Origin of the sequence: Cupriavidus sp. AU9028 (assembly GCF_019795295.1) — a bacterium.
In the GTDB taxonomy this organism is placed as follows: Bacteria; Pseudomonadota; Gammaproteobacteria; order Burkholderiales; family Burkholderiaceae; genus Cupriavidus.
Window position 1 is genome coordinate 78,699 of record NZ_JAIMCG010000016.1, and the last position, 15,463, is coordinate 94,161.

The following is a 15,463-nucleotide window of genomic DNA, read 5'->3' on the forward strand; positions in this document are numbered from 1 at the left end:
CGATGAGTCCTTCGGACATCACACTGCAGCAATCCTTCCCTGCCGTCATGGTGCCCCGGTCTTCCGAGGTAGCTCCCATGGAGAGGCAGGGAGAGAGGTTGCTCGTGGCGCAGAACGGTGTCTATCTCGAGATCGTTCGGCCGTGGGTTCGCCTAGTGCGCAAGCTGGGGGGGTATGACCATAAAACGTCGATCCCCTATGGCGACATGGCTGAGGAAACGGCGTTGCATTGCGGTCGCTTGCCTGTTGAGCTGATCCGTCAGTTCGCTGACATGGCTATGGCGGCCTATCCCAAGGAGACCGGGGCATGGATCGTCTGGAACGCTGCGACGCATCTGTTTCGGCTGGTTCCGGTGACTATCCGGGAGCACAGCGAAAGCCACCTTCGGTACGACCGGCCATGCTTGTCAACTGACGACGTGTTGTTGGTCGACTGTCACTCGCACGGTCCATCGCCGGCGTACTTCTCTCCGACGGACGATGAGGATGACCGGTACGACGTCAAGTTCGCGTTCGTTCTGGGGAATTGCGTGTCGCCGGTGCCGTCCATGGCCCTTCGCCTCTGTGCTAAGGGCATTTTTGAGCCGGTAGAGCCGGTACCCTCTGATTGGTATCGCGCTGTTCGGCGAAAGGAGTTGTCATGATCGAACACAGCATCCCCCCAGAGATGACTCGCCGCGCATGGAAGGTTGTGGTCGTGGGTGCTGGAGGCACAGGAAGCGCGCTGCTTCCTAGCCTTGCTCGCCTCCACCACGCCATGCTCGAGCTTGGTCACCCAGGTGGAATCGAGTGCATCGTCTATGACGATGACACCGTTAGCGAAACCAACGTCGGTCGACAAGGCTTCTACCCTGTAGATGTTGGCAGGCCCAAGGCGACGTTGCTCGTCAACCGCCTCAATAACTTGATGGGTACTCGTTGGGAGGCGCGTGTCTGCCAACTCAGCGGGACGGACAGTCTCCGCTGCGACATGGTGGTCGGATGTGTCGACACCCGGAAAGCTCGAAAGGCGATCGTCCAAGCAATGAAGCGTGGCGCTGGCGGCTACTACCTCGACTGCGGCAACGAGTCGAACAGTGGTCAGGTCATTCTGGGCGAGGTGAGACAGCGCGCACCACGTCGGTTGCCGCATGTTGGAGACCTTTTTCCGGAGTTGCTCAATCCCGCTGCGGACAAGGCCGATACGGCGCCGTCTTGTTCCATGGCGGACGCATTGCGTAAGCAATCGCTGGTCGTGAACCAGGCGATCGCCGTGCAAGCGTTCAATCTCCTGTGGACGCTCTTCCGAACGGGCACGTTGAAGTACTCAGGTGTGTTCGTCAATCTTGACGCCGGCCGAACCACATCGCTGCCCGTTGATGAGGGCGCCTGGATGCGGTTTGGGTATCAATCGCTGGCCGCGAAGCGAGAAGCACGGCTGACTGCACGCGGCGGCAAGGTCCCAGCATAACGGGGCTTCGACACGCCATCTTATTGTTTGAAGTGCTACCCCATGTCTACCCCCCGATCGACGAGATCCGGGGGCTCTTTTTTTGGGCCTCGGGACTGTCACCCTGGGACATGTGCCGTATCGGTTCGCACGGCTCCAGCGCAACTATTACCTGAAGGAGGTTCGAGAGATGACGGCGAATACGCCAGACCGCACCGCTGTTAGCCCGGCTGGGGCTGAGGCACCGTTCTATGAGGAAACCGTGGTTACGGGAGACTGGCTGCCCGATAGCGTGCAGGTGGTCGCTTACTGCTTAGCGCGCCGCTGGAACGGCTTCCTTGTCCCTATGTTCCCACTGGAAAGCGGGCTTGCCTTGGCCAAGGAGATGAAGAACCTGAGCTATGAGGAATTGGGCGACCGATTCGTCATTGAGGAGGACGGGCGCCTTGACTACTTGCCCGGTACCTGGATCACGGTGGGAGCAGTTAGAACGAAGGTATATGGTATCGGCGATAGTTGGTGCTGGATTCCCGGAGAGACCACGTAGCAAGTGGTCGAGCACGGTACTGTCACAGGATGCTCGCCAAGGTGAGCGAGCATTGGTAGAATCGTCGGACCATCCGCGTCAACGACGCATCGACCCTTCCGGCTATTTGCCGGACAGCTTTTTTTCCCCACTATGGGCTTCCACGCCCATAGGCATGGTGGCCCATCTTTTTATGAGGCCGTCATGTTCCAGCGTTGCTTCCTGCTTTTCCTTACGTCTGTTCTCTTCACCGGTTGCGCTGCACAGCCTACCTCGCCGAACGTTTATCGTGCCTCGGAAGCGCTCCGAACCGGTACTGCTCAGGCCGTCACCGTCGTGCGGGTGCGTCCGGTGACGATTGTTGCCGGCGACGGCATGATGTCCGCCAGCTCGGGCGTGCCAGGTGTTCTAGGTGCTGTAGTCGGTGCCGTGCTCGGTGCTCGTGTTATCGGCGGCGGTAACGGTCGCTACATTGCTGGCGCGCTCTCCGGTACTGCGTCTGCTGCGATCGCACAGGTAGCTGCCAGCCACCTGAGCCGCCGGCACGGTGTGGAGGTTGTTGTCCGTACCAATGACGGCCGACAGGTAGTGGTCGCTCAGGATGCGGATCAGCAGTTCGTCACCGGCGAACAGGTATTCCTGGTCTCCGGCAGCGGGGGCTATCGCCTCACCCGATAAACGCTCTCGAGAGCGTCCTCCATCTACTACTTCCCCGCGCGGGCCTCCCGCCCGGGGCGGTGCGCGCAACCGGAGTTCACCATGTCCGCAGTTGCAGCAGATACCTTACTCAAGGCGACACCGATCGAGACTAAGGGAAAGACTATCTTCGAAGTCGCGGCTGAGATTCGCCGTCAGCTACGTCTCACCGGCCTCGATCCCGAGTGGTTCGATCCGGCAAACTTCATGAACGACGAGAACGAAAGCCTCTATGGACCGAAATCGTCCAGCCGTTGGCCGGAGCTTCGTACACGCGAACGACTGGCCATCTCCGTCCACCGGGGTTTCTCCGAAGGATGGGGAATCTTCGTTGACCGGGTTGGGTACGCCGGCGGGCACGCCGACGCCACAACCACTGCGGAGAAATTGCTCGTTGGAAAGTCGCTGACACAGCGGGATGCCTGGGAGATCGCCAAGGCGCTCAGCACCATGCTGGAGACGTGCTGACCCGACCGTACCGTAGCAAGCCCGAGAGGGCTTGCCCAACCCTTGGGGGTTTGGCAAGCCGCTTTTCACCGCGTCATTGACGCATCGACCAATGTCCGGCGCTGCCGGACCAACCCATTGCGGGACACTCGTCCCGTTTGGGAGGGATGTCCCCATTCCCGAGGATATCCCATGAAAATTCCTAAGTCTTTCCTGCCACACTCCTCACTCGAGGGTCGGCCCGCGTGCCAGACTTTCCGGCGCGACGCCTGCCGTGTTCTGCGCCGGTTCGCGTGCGATATGGCCCTGCGGTCGCGCGAATTCACGATTCGCTCACACAGCCATCGTGTTCGTGCCGTCGACGTTTTCGCCCTGCAGACCGACTCGTTGCTCGTCGAGATCCAGCCTTCAGCTGGTGCAGGCGGGGTGCAGATGTCGTACCGTACCTGTCAAGGGCGAGGCGATCGTGCCGGCGGCCGCTGTAACGCCGTCAACGTCCAGTCGCTTGGTACGGATCAGGGCTACGCCAATCTGCTCTCCACCTTCCGGGTGGTGGCAGGACGCCGACGTTAAGGCGTACTGCCATGACGGTACTCATCAGAGTCACGTTCACATCGACGGTCGGAGAGGAAACAACCGGGCAAGCACCGTATGACCCGTCAACGGGCTTGGTTACACTGCCTTCACGCCTACTCAGCCGAGTGCAGCGCGCCAAGAACGCGGGGGAGGGCTTCGCACTTGCGGCCCATGAGGATGGCTATCGCTATCCTCTTATCGCAGTCCAGGAGGGCGTCTATCATCTTGACCGCTCCAAGCGCAAAGGTAAGGCAATCCTATCCCAGGTCGCGACGGCTATTGTCGCCCCGACGAAGGATCAACGGCAGCAGTATGGCCGCTTCGCGCACACGCTTTCCGCGGCGGCAATCATCGCCGCCTGTGGCTACATTGGCTCGACTCGGGTCTGGTCCGTCAGTGCAATAACCGACGTGGTGAGCCTGTCGGCCATCAGTGTTGTACTATTTCTGGCAGGTGCAGTGCTTTCCAAAGGAGACTGAGTATGACTCTCGGCCTTTTCGTTGTAATCGTCGGCGGTGGCTTCGCTGCCTATCTGCTCTGGGCGGACCAGAACGGTCGACGGGTAAACAAGGACTGAGTGATTGATGCGCCACTTTTCTGGCGCACGCAATTGTGGTCCACTTCGGTGCCGATTGTCGGCCCAGGTTCTGAACGCACCCTGCGGGGTGCGTTTTCATTTCTATTGCAGCGGAGCTTTCCCATAGGCGCAGCCTTGGTCAGCTCCTACCCTTCCAATCCCACTGGGGCACGCTCCCCGGTGGGATCGTGCTCCTCCAGGAGCGCACAATGTACGTAGTCGCCATCGGACCACGGTCCGAAACTCGCACGACGCTCGCCGGCGTGCTTCACCTGCTCAATGACGACCGAGAGGGTCGCGCAATGCCCCGTGTCGAAGACATTTCGGTACGCCACGTGGAGCGGGGCAGTATTCCCGTCGTTAGCCTGGGGCACGGCAAGTTCGGCGTCCGACCGGTAGGCTCGATCCGGGCCGTGTTATCGCAGGTTATTGAGGAAATCGATCGATTTATTGTTCGGGTCGACGGGAAGGTGCTCCGTCCGCATGAGCTGACGAGAACTTCATGGGGCTCAGTGGCCACGGCGGGCCGCCTTGGCTATTTTCCCGAGGAAGTCGCTTCGGTGACAGATCGAACGGGCACAGGGGCGTTGTCCGAGACCGCTGACCTTTTCGAGAGTCAGTTCGATGCCGCCGCTTTCGTCGAGACCGAGTTCGTTCGTCGCTTTGGGTACGGGACCAACGGCCCGCCCTACCATCCGAACAGAGGCGTCAACGCGCGTCATGAGGTGCATGTGGCCTACGCTCTGCTGCGCGGCGATCCTGTTCGCACCTGCGTGATCAACGCGTACCGAGATCGCACGAGCTTGACCAGATCCGACCTGCAATGGATGGATGTCCTCATCAGAGTGCCAGAGTGGCGAGGCGGTCTGACGGAGTCACAATTGCAAGGCCTTTGCCTTGCAATGCGGAGTGAGAATATCCCGATCACGCCCAACAATGCTCCAAGGCTGCTCTCGACGCTGCGGCAGGCCCCGGTCGATGCGAATGACGCGCTCATCGACGACGTGTTGTTCGAAGCCGGCATCCTGCCACCGGTGACTACGCCACCCTTGAGACTGCCCGTCGGCGACGATGCTGCCCCAGTATCAGCGTTGGCCGAACGGATCCATCAGTTCACCACCGAGCGGTTGTTCAAAGACGCGATGGCTCGCGCTAAGAGCGACCGTGAAGCGATGCGGATTAGTCAGCGGCGCTTCGATGATCTTTCACGCCGAGCGGTAAATGCACGCCTCTCGACAGGCTATGGTTGGGCAAACAAAGTGGCCCTTGCAGTCCTGCAGCGTGACGTCGCCACTTTGCTCAAGGTGTTTGACGGCCCGAGGGATTGGAATACTGACTCCAAGCGCGCTGTCCGCGAGGTCCTCGGAGTGGACCTCTTGGGCTGCTCTTCAACATTGCGTAGACAGCGGCTGTTCGCGATGTGCGGCTTCTCGTCAGAGGAGCAAGAACAGTGGGAAAAGCAGGCAGCCGCAGACAAAGCGCAGCGGCTTGCCGCGCGAGACTTTGACGAGGCCTGCAAGCTCGCAGAGTCGTCACGCTGGCGGATGGACAATGGCCAGTTGCTGAACGGCCGCGACTACGTCGATTTGTGTATCGCCGAGGGCTATTCGAGGATCGTTGATCGGCCTCGTGGGCGGGCCAGGGAGTATTTCATCCACGACATCCGCCGCGGTCATTATCGCCGCCTTAGGGCAAAGGATGGGACGTTGTCCTATGCCCGAGCAAGGCTGGCCCAGTCAGTGGCTCTCGTTCCCCTTGCAGCATGAACTCTCCCCTGGCCGCGAGGCCGGGGGATTCTTTTGAAAGGCATATTGAATTCAGGAGGTTTCCAGTGGGCCCGCAGGAACAGCATCCCTTAGCCTTGAGTCCAAAGAAGCTGTGTTCGCACTGGTAAGGATCAGTCCAAACACAGTTTCACCCGCGTCACCGACGCATCGACCCCAACGCCGGCATGCCGGCTTATCTCTTGAACCTTCCCACAGGGACCATCCCTGTGGGGGCGGCCTGTGGGATATCCAATCTGGACAATCCCATGAACCTGAATCCATCTCAACTGCAAGCCCTGCTGGCTGCCTGCATTCCCGCCAGGCTGCCTGTCCTTGTGACCGGTGCGCCTGGTATCGGCAAGAGCGATATCATCGCGCGCGCCGCCGCAGAGGCCGACCACGACCTTCTGATCTCTCATCCGGTCGTGGAGGATCCCACCGACTCGAAGGGCCTGCCCTTTCCCGCCGAAGATGGCGCTACCGCCCGCTTCCTTCCTTTCGGGGACCTGGAGCGGGCACTCGGCGCGTCGAAACCTACCGTGTGGTTCCTTGATGACCTTGGTCAGGCTCCTACCGCGGTGCAAGCGGCGAAGATGCAGTTGGTCCTTGCCCGTAGGATCGGCGAGCATGTCCTCCCGGACCACGTGACTTTCGTCGCAGCAACGAACAGGCGCGTCGACAACGCAGGCGTGTCCAACATCCTCGATCCGTTGAAGTCCCGCTTCGCGACTATCGTGGAGCTGTCCACGTCCATCGAGGATTGGACGCGCTGGGCGGTGGCAACCAATCAGCCGCCCGAGCTCATCGCGTTCCTGCGCTTTCGCCCTGATCTGTTGCAGTCGAAAGAGAGAACACGAGAGATTGAGAACCGGGAAAGTCCGCGCACTTGGGGCAACATCGGCAAGCTCTTGCGGGTGGTACCGCCGTCCCTCGAGCACCAGGCATTCGCCGGCGCGGTCGGAGAGGCAGCCGCGACCGAGTTCGTCTCTTTCAGGCGTCTGTTTCGGGAGATGCCTTCCCCGGACGGCGTTCTCACGGCACCTGCCACAGCTCCGATCCCTGAGAACGTTGCAGTGCAGTACGCCCTTGTAACGGCGCTGGCCCGGCTAGCCAATCCAAACAACTTCGATCGGGTCATGGTCTACGCGACTCGGCTCCATGAAGCTGGCCTCGGCGAGTTCGCGGTTCTGCTGGTCCGCGATGCGGTCGAGCGCGAGCCTGGCATCGTCAACACGCCTTCATTCATCACCGCGCAAGGTGGGCCCATTGGCGCCCACATCCGCGGTGGCTGAGACCCGTTCTCACTCTTTGCCTTCTTCAGCAGCCGGCCGGGATTCCCCCGGACCGGCGCTCTCCCCATTTCTACGCCGCGAGCATGCGGTGTCCCAACAAGGAAACATCATGAACATCACTAACCTGACCTCTCGCGTAATGCTGTCCACGCTGAACGTGTCGGTCTGGCGGGCACGCCGGTTTGACACTCGCGCAACCCAAGCCGTCGAGGCCAAGCATGAAGCCAAGGATATCGGTCGCTTCAACAAGCGGCTGCTGACGGAGGGCGCTACGTCGTATAAGGAAGTATGCGCGATCGGAAACCGCGCCCGCGCGCTGTTCGATAGCCATTCGCTGGACTACGACCAGCTTGGCGTGCGCCTACTGCCGACTGCCGTGTACATGGATGTGGCGGCAAGGCTTCGCGCCCTCAGGGACGAGTTTGAGATCGCGACGGAGCAGTTTTTGGCCGATTACCCAAGGCTGAAGGACGAGGCGCAAGTCGCGCTCAACGGGCTCTTCGACGAATCGGACTACCCACCAGAGGCGGAGCTTCGCAAGAAGTTTGGTATTCGCTTCTCGGTTCTGCCGTTCCCCGACGCGAGCCAGTTTGGCATTGACCTGCCACCTGACGTGTTGAAGGGCATCCGCAACGAAATGGATGGTCGCGTGATGAGCGCGGTGAAGACCGCCAACAACGACCTTGTCGGCCGTCTCTACGAGGCAGTACAGCACTTCGCCAACCGCTTGTACGGGGAAGGCAATGTGCGACTGGACGTGGCCGATAAGGTGCGGGAGCTCAGCACTCTGCTGCCTAAGCTGAATTTCTCGGACGACCCGGCGCTTGCAGACATCCTCGCGAAGACGCAAGCTCAATTGGCTTGCTACACGGGATCTCAGTTGAAGGACGATCCGCTCCTGCGCTTGAACGTGGCTGAACGCGCGATGGAAATCGAGGCGCAGATGGCGGCGTTCATGGGTGGGTCGCCAGCTCCGTTCACAAAGCCGGCCGGAGATATGCCGATGCTGCAACTGCTTGCCGCGTGAGGTCGCCATGCGTGACCGGATCGTGAAGCAGCGTGCAGCCCTGGTGCTATCTCAGCCGTTCTTTGGTGCGCTCGCATTGCGTCTCTCCTTAGTGGAGGACCCGTCCTGCGAAACGCTTTGGGTTGACGGCGTGCGGCTTGGCTACAACGCGGACTACGTGGCCACATTGGACGACTTGGAGTTACGCGGAGCTCTTGCGCATGAAGTGCTCCACGTGGCGAACGGCCATTGCTGGCGCATGGGGGCACGGGATCAGGGCCGGTGGGACGAGGCGTGTGACTACGCGGTAAACCCGCTCGTGCTCAACGCCCAGTTCAAGCTGCCCCAAGGCTCATTGCTGGATGGCCGCTTCCTTGGCAAGTCGGCCGAGGAGATCTACTCCATGCTGCGGCAAGATTCGGCCGACAAACAGCGTGGGGATCGAGCTGGGCGGGAAAGCAGCCAGCCAACGCAAGCGCAAGCGTCGTCTGCTCCCTCACCTGTGTCCAGCCGTTGTGGCGAGGTAAGGCAATACGCGGGCGGCGACGCTGCGGCCGTTGAAGGCGAATGGCGGGTCGCGGTGAGTCAAGCAGCGAAGGCTGCGAAGATGCGCGGGGCTCTGCCTGGTGATCTCGAGCACCTAGTAGAAGCCGCACTAAGCCCCTCAGTTGACTGGCGCGCAGTTCTTCATCGCTTTGCATCTCAGGCTGCCACTGCCGACTACAGCTGGCGGGCGCCGAACCGGCGCTACCTGCATCTGGGTCTCTTCCTGCCTGGGCTGCATTCGGAAGCGGTAGGCGATGCGGTCTTTGTGCGGGACTCCAGCGGATCGGTGTTCGACGAGACGCAGCGGCAGTTCGCGGCCGAGATCGTCGCCGTGCATGAGCAACTGCGGCCGGCCCGGCTGATTGTCATCGACTGCGATAGCCGTGTGACTCAGGTGCAGGTGTTCGAGCGCGATGAGACGATCGATCTGCAGCCTTTAAAAGGGGGCGGGGGCACTAGCTTTCGGCCACCGTTCGCTTGGCTTGAGCGCGAGGGCATAGAACCGGCATTTCTAGTCTATCTGACTGACTTGCTGGGAGCGTTCCCGCCGGCGGCGCCTCCGTATCCGACCCTTTGGGCGTCTGTCACCCCACTTGACCGGGTTGCCGCACCGCCCTTTGGAGAGACGGTACCAGTGATCGTATGATGCCGCCGGTATCGCTATCCGCTTCTTGAGCTTCTCCTCTAACAGCCTCAAGCGTCCTACTGGTGTGCCGATCTCAGGTACCACAGTAGTCCGTTGACGGCTCCAGCCCCGGCACGTCCGGGGCTCTTCTTTTTTCTCGTTGCTACGTCCGCCTGCCGGTTCACGACCCAGGCGCAGTAGCGGCGGGCCGTCGTGGGTAGGCGGCGTAGTGCTGGAGCTGCGCATGCAACAGCCAACAGACACTTCCCGATACGGCAAAGAGCGATTTACAGAGTTATTCCTGGAGTGGCAACGCCGCGGATCGCTGAGAAAGGCAGTCCCCTACGATGAGTGGATGAACGCTCGGTTCCATCGTCTGGCCAAGCGAACGGTTCTGCTTCGGCAAGGAGCGATCGTCTTTGAACTCCGCCATGGCCAGACCTACTCGGTCCGCGGTGAAGATGGCACGGAGCGGATGTTCCGAGTCCAACTGTCCCGCGATTTTCCGCATATTTCCTTCCGTCAGCCATTCGGCGTCGACCTGCCGTGGATAGCGTTCCCCGGCGTTTTCACGCAGGCGGAGTTGATTACTCTGAGGCGCGTATCATAGAAAAAGCCCGGCGTAAGCCGGGCTTTTCTTTTTGTCGAAAGGAACTGCTATAGCAGTGCGTTTCCGTCGGCAAGTCAATATCAGGATATTGGCTCTGGTGCTGTCCGTGCCGCCGCGCTGTTGGTCTCGTCATGCCCAATGAGCGGCGTGCGCGAGAGGGTGACACCTTTGAGGTCTGCATCGGCGCCAAGTCGGATAGTGCCGCCGTAGAGGACCTGACCCGTTACGCGGCCGTTCAGCAATACCGATGAGAGGGCTCTGATCTCACCCTCCACGGTTCCGTCGACGATGACGTGTTCCGCATGCACATCGCCTCGGATCACGGCTCCTCTTGCCACGTGGACAAGTCCTCGAGAGCTTTTCACATCGCCAAGCACCAAGCCCATGCAAGTCATCCCATGGTCGCTGACGATGTTGCCTTCCACCGTGAATCCGGCCTGTACCAGGCTGAAGTATGGACTATCGCTCATAGTGCCCCTTAGAAGAGTCTGATCTCACCGCCAGCCGTGTTTTGTTTCTGAGGCACAACTGCTGCGCGGGATGTCGCCTCTTGCTTCCGTACCTCCGATGCAGGCTCTTTCTGCGCCGGCGGAGTAGGGCGCGCTTTGGGCTCCGGCGCGGTTTGCACGACAGGACGCTGCGGCGGGGCCTTAGATGGGGAGGGCGCTGGATTCGAGGCCGCATCGCTCTCCGGGTGCGGCACTGCCGCTTCCACTTCAGCAACGGAGGGGGTGTCCGGCCACCGCGTACTCGATGCTTCGAGGCCCCCATCCCGCTGACGCTCTGTGTCAATCGCCGTCGCCTGCACGGCAGGAACGGCGTTCGATTGCTTGGTTGCGGATGCGATGAACATGCCGACGGGCAGGGCAATGGCAGCGACGAGCACCATCATGAGAATCACCTTTCGGTTCTCGATGAGGTATGCGCCATGTGCGCGTTTCCCATCGGCCTGCTCACCGCGGGACCGCGCCTTCGGGGCAGGGAGTGCCGCGGCTATGGGGGCAGCTTCCACGTCAATGGTTAGAGGTCCCTGCGCGTATTGCTCGTGCAGGCGCTGGATGTCGCGAAGATCCATGGTCATTCCTTCGTTGAGCCGCTGGCCTTCTGCGGTACGCGGCTGCCGTCCTGTGCGAACTTGTCGTTGTCGGGTATGCAGAGAATGTGAATCTGGGAAACCAGCTTCGCCGCACGGCGGAGCACCTCTTCCCTCTCAGCTCCGGAGACCGACCCTGCAGCGTTGCAGAACATCGTCGACGCGAACAGCCGATCATAGAGACGCACAAGTCTGAGGAGGCGCCCGGCAAACTGGTGCGTCAATTTGACCGGAATCTCCATGTAGGCGAGGGGGAACTCGATTTGGTGCCGCTCAGCGAAGTCCGCCAGAGCGGTGGCGTACCACGACTCGGCCTCCCGGAAGGCTTCGTCGAGCGCCTTCACCTTTCCACCGCGCGCTACGGTGAATTTCGCCGAGCAGAAGTACAGATTCGCGTCTAGGAAGTCGCGGGCGAACCTGGAGCAGTATGACGCGACGGCTCCGGTGTCCGTATGCGGGACGATGCGCGAAAGCCGGCCATCACTGTTGAATTTATCGATTCGGCGCAGTCCAGCCGCCGCCGCGGCGCTGTCGGTCCCGCTTATGACGGACCCCCGTGGCAACCCCGGCTCGATCGCTGTTTGGGTGTGCGATTCTTCAGCCATTTTTCCATGTTATGACGATCTCTCTCCCTGCAATTGTGGGCGCGTGCACCCCGATCTTTTTAGCGAAAGCTATATGAAAATAGCGAGAATTCGCCATTCCCGTTGGGAAGGCACGTGCCACAATTCACTCCACACCTCGCGTCACTGACGCATCGACCCTGACTCGTAGCGAGTCCATCTCTTGCTTCAAGTCGTGCATATTGCGCACGCGCCGACCGGTTGGCTACCGGTGTGGAAATTCCCTTGTGATAAGTGACTTCGCCGAGCACTTCCCATGTCAGCTCGTAAAACGCGTCTCTGTTGTGCCTCTCTATGAGAGCACGCGGACACTGTTCGAGCCTGGGACCATGTGGCGTCTCTCTCAGGCCCCTCCTAGGCAGAACAGCCGTCGTTGGCTGACCCGTGATTCCTGCGGTGGACGTTTGTCCAAAATGGGTTGTTGTGCAGCGTGATCGTGCTGCACGAGGGCGACTTTACGTCCTCAGCATGAGCATCGTGCCCTGTGCGCCTTGCTCCCTGAGTGCCACGCCCCCGGAAGGGGCGTGGCGCTTCAGGTTTCTCGACAAAGCTCGCTTTCCGGCGCATCCGGGACGCGGGCTTTTTTTGTTTCCGGTTTCTGCTTAGCCGCTTCTTGCGGTGACCCAATTCAGCTTCACGCATGATCCCATGCGTGGAAAAGGCTCATTTTTCAACCAGCGACCCAGCGCGGGGCAGACACAGCCTCGCGCCCTTGCGGCCGTGCTGCGTCTCCTCGGGCGAACGTCCATTCGTTTCCCATCCGACAGGAGGAAAGCATGCATGCTCCCATAACCTACAACGGCTTCGAAGGCCCGAGAAGCCTGCTCGATGAACGGCCCATGCGGCCACCTATCATCGGCACCATCCGCCCCGGTATCAAAGTCCTAACGCGCAAAGCACGGGACAACCCTGAGGCGGTCAGGATTCATGACATGTTGCTGGCCCAAGGGCATTCGTTCGAGAAGATCGGTGCGGAGATCGAACGCAAGACAAACCTGCGCAACGCGCTAGTTCCGAAGAATGTTCCGTGGTTCACGTGCCGCGGTTCGGACTTCACGAACCCCGCAATCGCAGACGACATCCTGCAACGCTACGGTGAGGACCGAGGGGATGGGAACGGCCACCGCCTTTGGCGCTTCCCGGTGGTTTTCGCATTCGACGACTGGCTACAGAACATGCCTAACCAGCTCGTCGCGTATGCCACGAGCGGAAAGCAGTTCTTCTCGGAATACGGACCTGATGGCTTGCGCTACTGCAAGACGTATGGGGCTCTGCCGAGAGACGAACGCGCCAGCCGGGCAAGGCGCGTCTGGGGCGGTCGGCCGATCATTCTGAGGCAGGACGACGCCATCCCGGACGGCCGGTGCGATCCCCATAGCTGTCCGCAGTACCAGAAGGGGGATTGCAACCTTTCCGCGTCGTTCTATTTCGCGATTCCTGCCAGCCGCGGGCTTGGCTTGATCAAGATGCCGACGACGTCGATCTACGTCCTCCAGAAGGCGCACGCAGCCATGCAGACGGTGGCGCTAGCGCGCGGCCGCCTGGTAGGTGTCGAGTTCACGATCGGCAAGCAGGAAGTTGAGATCAGCCGCATCGACCTGGAGTCCGGTCGGCCGGTACGCCAGAAGCAGTGGCTGATCACGCTTGATGCGGATCTGGACATGGCAGGACTTCTGGACGGCTCCGATCGTGCACGCATACCGCATGGTATGGCGGCATCTGAAGCGGTTGCGGCCCTCTCTGGCGAAGGCCATTCATCGGCCGAAGAGCCGAATCTGGCAGAAGCCGACGAGCCGAAGGCGGATGAGTCCGGTTCGGGAACGGAGCTTGACCCGGATGAAGACCTCCGGGCCGCTTTCGATCAGGCCGCGAAAGGCCTGGGCTTCCATGAGAGCACCCAAGCCCAACGGGAGCTGCGCACCTTCCTCAAGGAAAGCTACGGAGAAGGATGGAATCACCGTCCTACGTGTATCCGGCAGATCGTGAAGGACATGCGCGCGGCCCTCGCTCACAGCCCTCTCGAGTACCGCCAGAAAGTGAAAGCGGTTGCTACTGAAGTTTCTTCCTGAGACCGGCTCCCTGTTAGGGTCCGGTAGGCGGGCGCGCTAGCGCGCTCGCTGTCCTTTTCTCGCCGCGCTCGTCGGCATATCAAACCATTTGGAGGTCCTATGGACAACGAGGGCGAGAGCCTGCGTCTATGCCACTTCTCAGATTTGCACTATTCCCCGGGCCACCTTGCGGAGTCCGACCGTTGCTTCGGTTTTGCAGTGGAGCACGCAATCGAGACCGGCTGTGAGGTTGCAGTGGTTTCGGGAGACTCGACCGATCATCGGCTTGACGCTCATACGCCCGCGCTGGCCGCGCTTGCTCGGCGCATCCACCAGCTCTCGTCGCACATGCCGGTGGTAATGCTACAAGGTACCTTCAGTCACGAGCCGCCCGGCACGTTGGATATCTTCGGCCTTATTGGGGAGCGTCATCGAGTCTACGTTGCGGATCGGATCCACCAGGTGGCTCTCTGTGGAGGAACATTCGTACCGTCGGTTGGAGCCGTCTTCACAGCTGCAAAGCTTCAGCAGCTGATCGTTGATGAGGGCGAGCCCGAGGTGGTGTTCACATGTGTGCCCACCGTCAATAAGGCAGTACTGGCTTCGGCAGTAGGAGTAACGCTGGCCCCCACGGCTCTTGGCGATCATCTGAGTGCGTACCTAGAGGCCGCTGGCGTCGTCAATCAACAGTTACGGCGGATGGGCGTCCGAACCGTCGGGATTTCCCACGGTACTGTTAATGGCTGCCAAACAGAGCACGGCGTCCCTATGGCGGGTTTCGACCACGAATTCACGATCGGCGCGCTGTTCGAGGCGAACTGTGACGCCTTCATGCTTGGCCATATCCATCGTGCCCAGCAATGGGAGCGGGAGGGACGCGTCGTTGCGTATCCCGGTTCCATTGGGCGCTTTCACTATGGGGAGCTAGGCGACAAGGGCTACCTGAAGTGGGAGGTTAGCGCCGGAAGGGCCTCGGCATCTCTAGTCCCGACGCCGGCTCGCGAGACCGTCTGTCTCGATTTCGATGGACCTCCCGATATGGAGCGCCTGGCGGCGATGGCGGAAGAAGCCGCCGGCAAGTTCGTTCGCTTACGGTGGACGGTTGATGAGGAGCATCGCCAAGTGATCGACCGAGAGGCGATCACGGCTCTATTCGGAAAGTCTGCCGACCTGAAGCTCGAGGCTCGTGTCCTGCCCGCCGTGCGCAGTAGGGCCGAGGGCATCAGCCGGGAAACCAGCGTACCGGAGAAGCTCGCGCGGTGGGGCGAACTGACCGCAGTGGACACCAACCCGTTGCTGGAACGCTTAACGATGCTTCAGACGCTTGATGCTGAATCCATTGTTGAGCGTGTACTGGCACACCTGGACGTCGGGGATGCTAGCTCGCAGCTGAACTCCGTCGCCGATGTGCCCGAAGCTTCCCCTCCGACGGCGAACGGCGGAGACAAGCCACGCCAGCCCGCCACCCCCGCGGAGAAGTCAGGGATGGATTGGCTGACCGATGATCTTTTTGCGGATGCTTCCGCCTAACCCTTGGACATGCAAGCCATGTTCCGACAGCCGAAGAGGCTGTCGAAACCCGGTTTCACCCCCGCGTCTCTGA

17 protein-coding genes are annotated in these 15,463 nt (G+C 60.8%); 14 read left to right on the plus strand and 3 right to left on the minus strand.

Annotated features, from left to right (window positions below):
- Positions 1 to 2: 2 nt before the first annotated feature.
- The 12 genes from K6V06_RS16900 to K6V06_RS16955 all read left to right on the plus strand — a co-directional run bounded on the left by K6V06_RS16900 (position 3) and on the right by K6V06_RS16955 (position 10,096).
- Positions 3 to 644: a PRTRC system protein A gene (locus tag K6V06_RS16900; protein WP_222245275.1), complete on the plus strand. Its 642-nt coding sequence runs from the start codon at positions 3 to 5 to the stop codon at positions 642 to 644.
- Positions 641 to 1,450 (plus strand): PRTRC system ThiF family protein, encoded by an 810-nt coding sequence (locus K6V06_RS16905; RefSeq protein ID WP_222245277.1) that lies wholly within the window; start codon positions 641 to 643, stop codon positions 1,448 to 1,450. The genes K6V06_RS16900 and K6V06_RS16905 overlap by 4 nt, the downstream gene beginning before the upstream one ends.
- Positions 1,451 to 1,619: 169 nt before the next feature.
- Complete coding sequence (locus tag K6V06_RS16910; protein WP_222245279.1) at positions 1,620 to 1,976, plus strand: hypothetical protein; 357 nt, start codon at positions 1,620 to 1,622, stop codon at positions 1,974 to 1,976.
- Positions 1,977 to 2,159: 183 nt separating this feature from the next.
- On the plus strand, positions 2,160 to 2,633 hold the full coding sequence (locus K6V06_RS16915; RefSeq protein ID WP_222245282.1) for a hypothetical protein: 474 nt from the start codon (positions 2,160 to 2,162) through the stop codon (positions 2,631 to 2,633).
- Between the two features lie 81 nt (positions 2,634 to 2,714).
- Positions 2,715 to 3,119 (plus strand): hypothetical protein, encoded by a 405-nt coding sequence (locus K6V06_RS16920; RefSeq protein ID WP_222245284.1) that lies wholly within the window; start codon positions 2,715 to 2,717, stop codon positions 3,117 to 3,119.
- Positions 3,120 to 3,290: 171 nt separating this feature from the next.
- Positions 3,291 to 3,671 (plus strand): hypothetical protein, encoded by a 381-nt coding sequence (locus tag K6V06_RS16925; RefSeq protein WP_255581911.1) that lies wholly within the window; start codon positions 3,291 to 3,293, stop codon positions 3,669 to 3,671.
- Between the two features lie 11 nt (positions 3,672 to 3,682).
- The gene (locus tag K6V06_RS16930; protein ID WP_222245286.1) at positions 3,683 to 4,153 is read left to right on the plus strand and encodes a hypothetical protein; all 471 of its coding nucleotides are present in this window, start codon (positions 3,683 to 3,685) and stop codon (positions 4,151 to 4,153) included.
- Between the two features lie 307 nt (positions 4,154 to 4,460).
- Complete coding sequence (locus tag K6V06_RS16935) at positions 4,461 to 6,017, plus strand: hypothetical protein (RefSeq protein WP_222245288.1); 1,557 nt, start codon at positions 4,461 to 4,463, stop codon at positions 6,015 to 6,017.
- Between the two features lie 266 nt (positions 6,018 to 6,283).
- Complete coding sequence (locus K6V06_RS16940; RefSeq protein ID WP_222245290.1) at positions 6,284 to 7,309, plus strand: ATP-binding protein; 1,026 nt, start codon at positions 6,284 to 6,286, stop codon at positions 7,307 to 7,309.
- A gap of 109 nt (positions 7,310 to 7,418) precedes the next feature.
- Positions 7,419 to 8,336 (plus strand): DUF3150 domain-containing protein, encoded by a 918-nt coding sequence (locus tag K6V06_RS16945; RefSeq protein WP_222245292.1) that lies wholly within the window; start codon positions 7,419 to 7,421, stop codon positions 8,334 to 8,336.
- A 7-nt stretch (positions 8,337 to 8,343) separates the two neighbouring features.
- Positions 8,344 to 9,507 (plus strand): VWA-like domain-containing protein, encoded by a 1,164-nt coding sequence (locus K6V06_RS16950; protein ID WP_222245293.1) that lies wholly within the window; start codon positions 8,344 to 8,346, stop codon positions 9,505 to 9,507.
- A gap of 223 nt (positions 9,508 to 9,730) precedes the next feature.
- Entirely contained in the window at positions 9,731 to 10,096 is a 366-nt protein-coding gene (locus K6V06_RS16955) for a hypothetical protein (protein ID WP_222245294.1), read from the plus strand.
- A gap of 80 nt (positions 10,097 to 10,176) precedes the next feature.
- Here the strand turns inward: K6V06_RS16955 and K6V06_RS16960 are convergent, their stop codons facing one another.
- Genes K6V06_RS16960 through K6V06_RS16970 form a run of 3 tightly spaced genes read right to left on the minus strand, consistent with a single transcriptional unit; the run spans position 10,177 to position 11,794 of the window.
- A complete protein-coding gene (locus K6V06_RS16960) occupies positions 10,177 to 10,566 on the minus strand; it encodes a polymer-forming cytoskeletal protein (RefSeq protein WP_222245295.1) in 390 nt (129 codons plus the stop codon).
- Between the two features lie 8 nt (positions 10,567 to 10,574).
- Positions 10,575 to 11,171, minus strand: a complete 597-nt coding sequence (locus K6V06_RS16965; RefSeq protein WP_222245296.1) for a hypothetical protein — start codon at positions 11,169 to 11,171, stop codon at positions 10,575 to 10,577.
- 2 nt (positions 11,172 to 11,173) lie between these two features.
- Entirely contained in the window at positions 11,174 to 11,794 is a 621-nt protein-coding gene (locus K6V06_RS16970) for a hypothetical protein (RefSeq protein WP_255581912.1), read from the minus strand.
- A 794-nt stretch (positions 11,795 to 12,588) separates the two neighbouring features.
- Here K6V06_RS16970 and K6V06_RS16975 point away from each other — a divergent pair.
- Positions 12,589 to 13,881 carry a hypothetical protein gene (locus tag K6V06_RS16975; protein WP_222245297.1) on the plus strand — a complete coding sequence of 431 codons (1,293 nt, stop codon included), beginning with the start codon at positions 12,589 to 12,591 and terminating at the stop codon, positions 13,879 to 13,881.
- Positions 13,882 to 13,980: 99 nt separating this feature from the next.
- On the plus strand, positions 13,981 to 15,390 hold the full coding sequence (locus K6V06_RS16980) for a metallophosphatase family protein (RefSeq protein ID WP_222245298.1): 1,410 nt from the start codon (positions 13,981 to 13,983) through the stop codon (positions 15,388 to 15,390).
- The last annotated feature ends 73 nt before the right edge of the window (positions 15,391 to 15,463 follow it).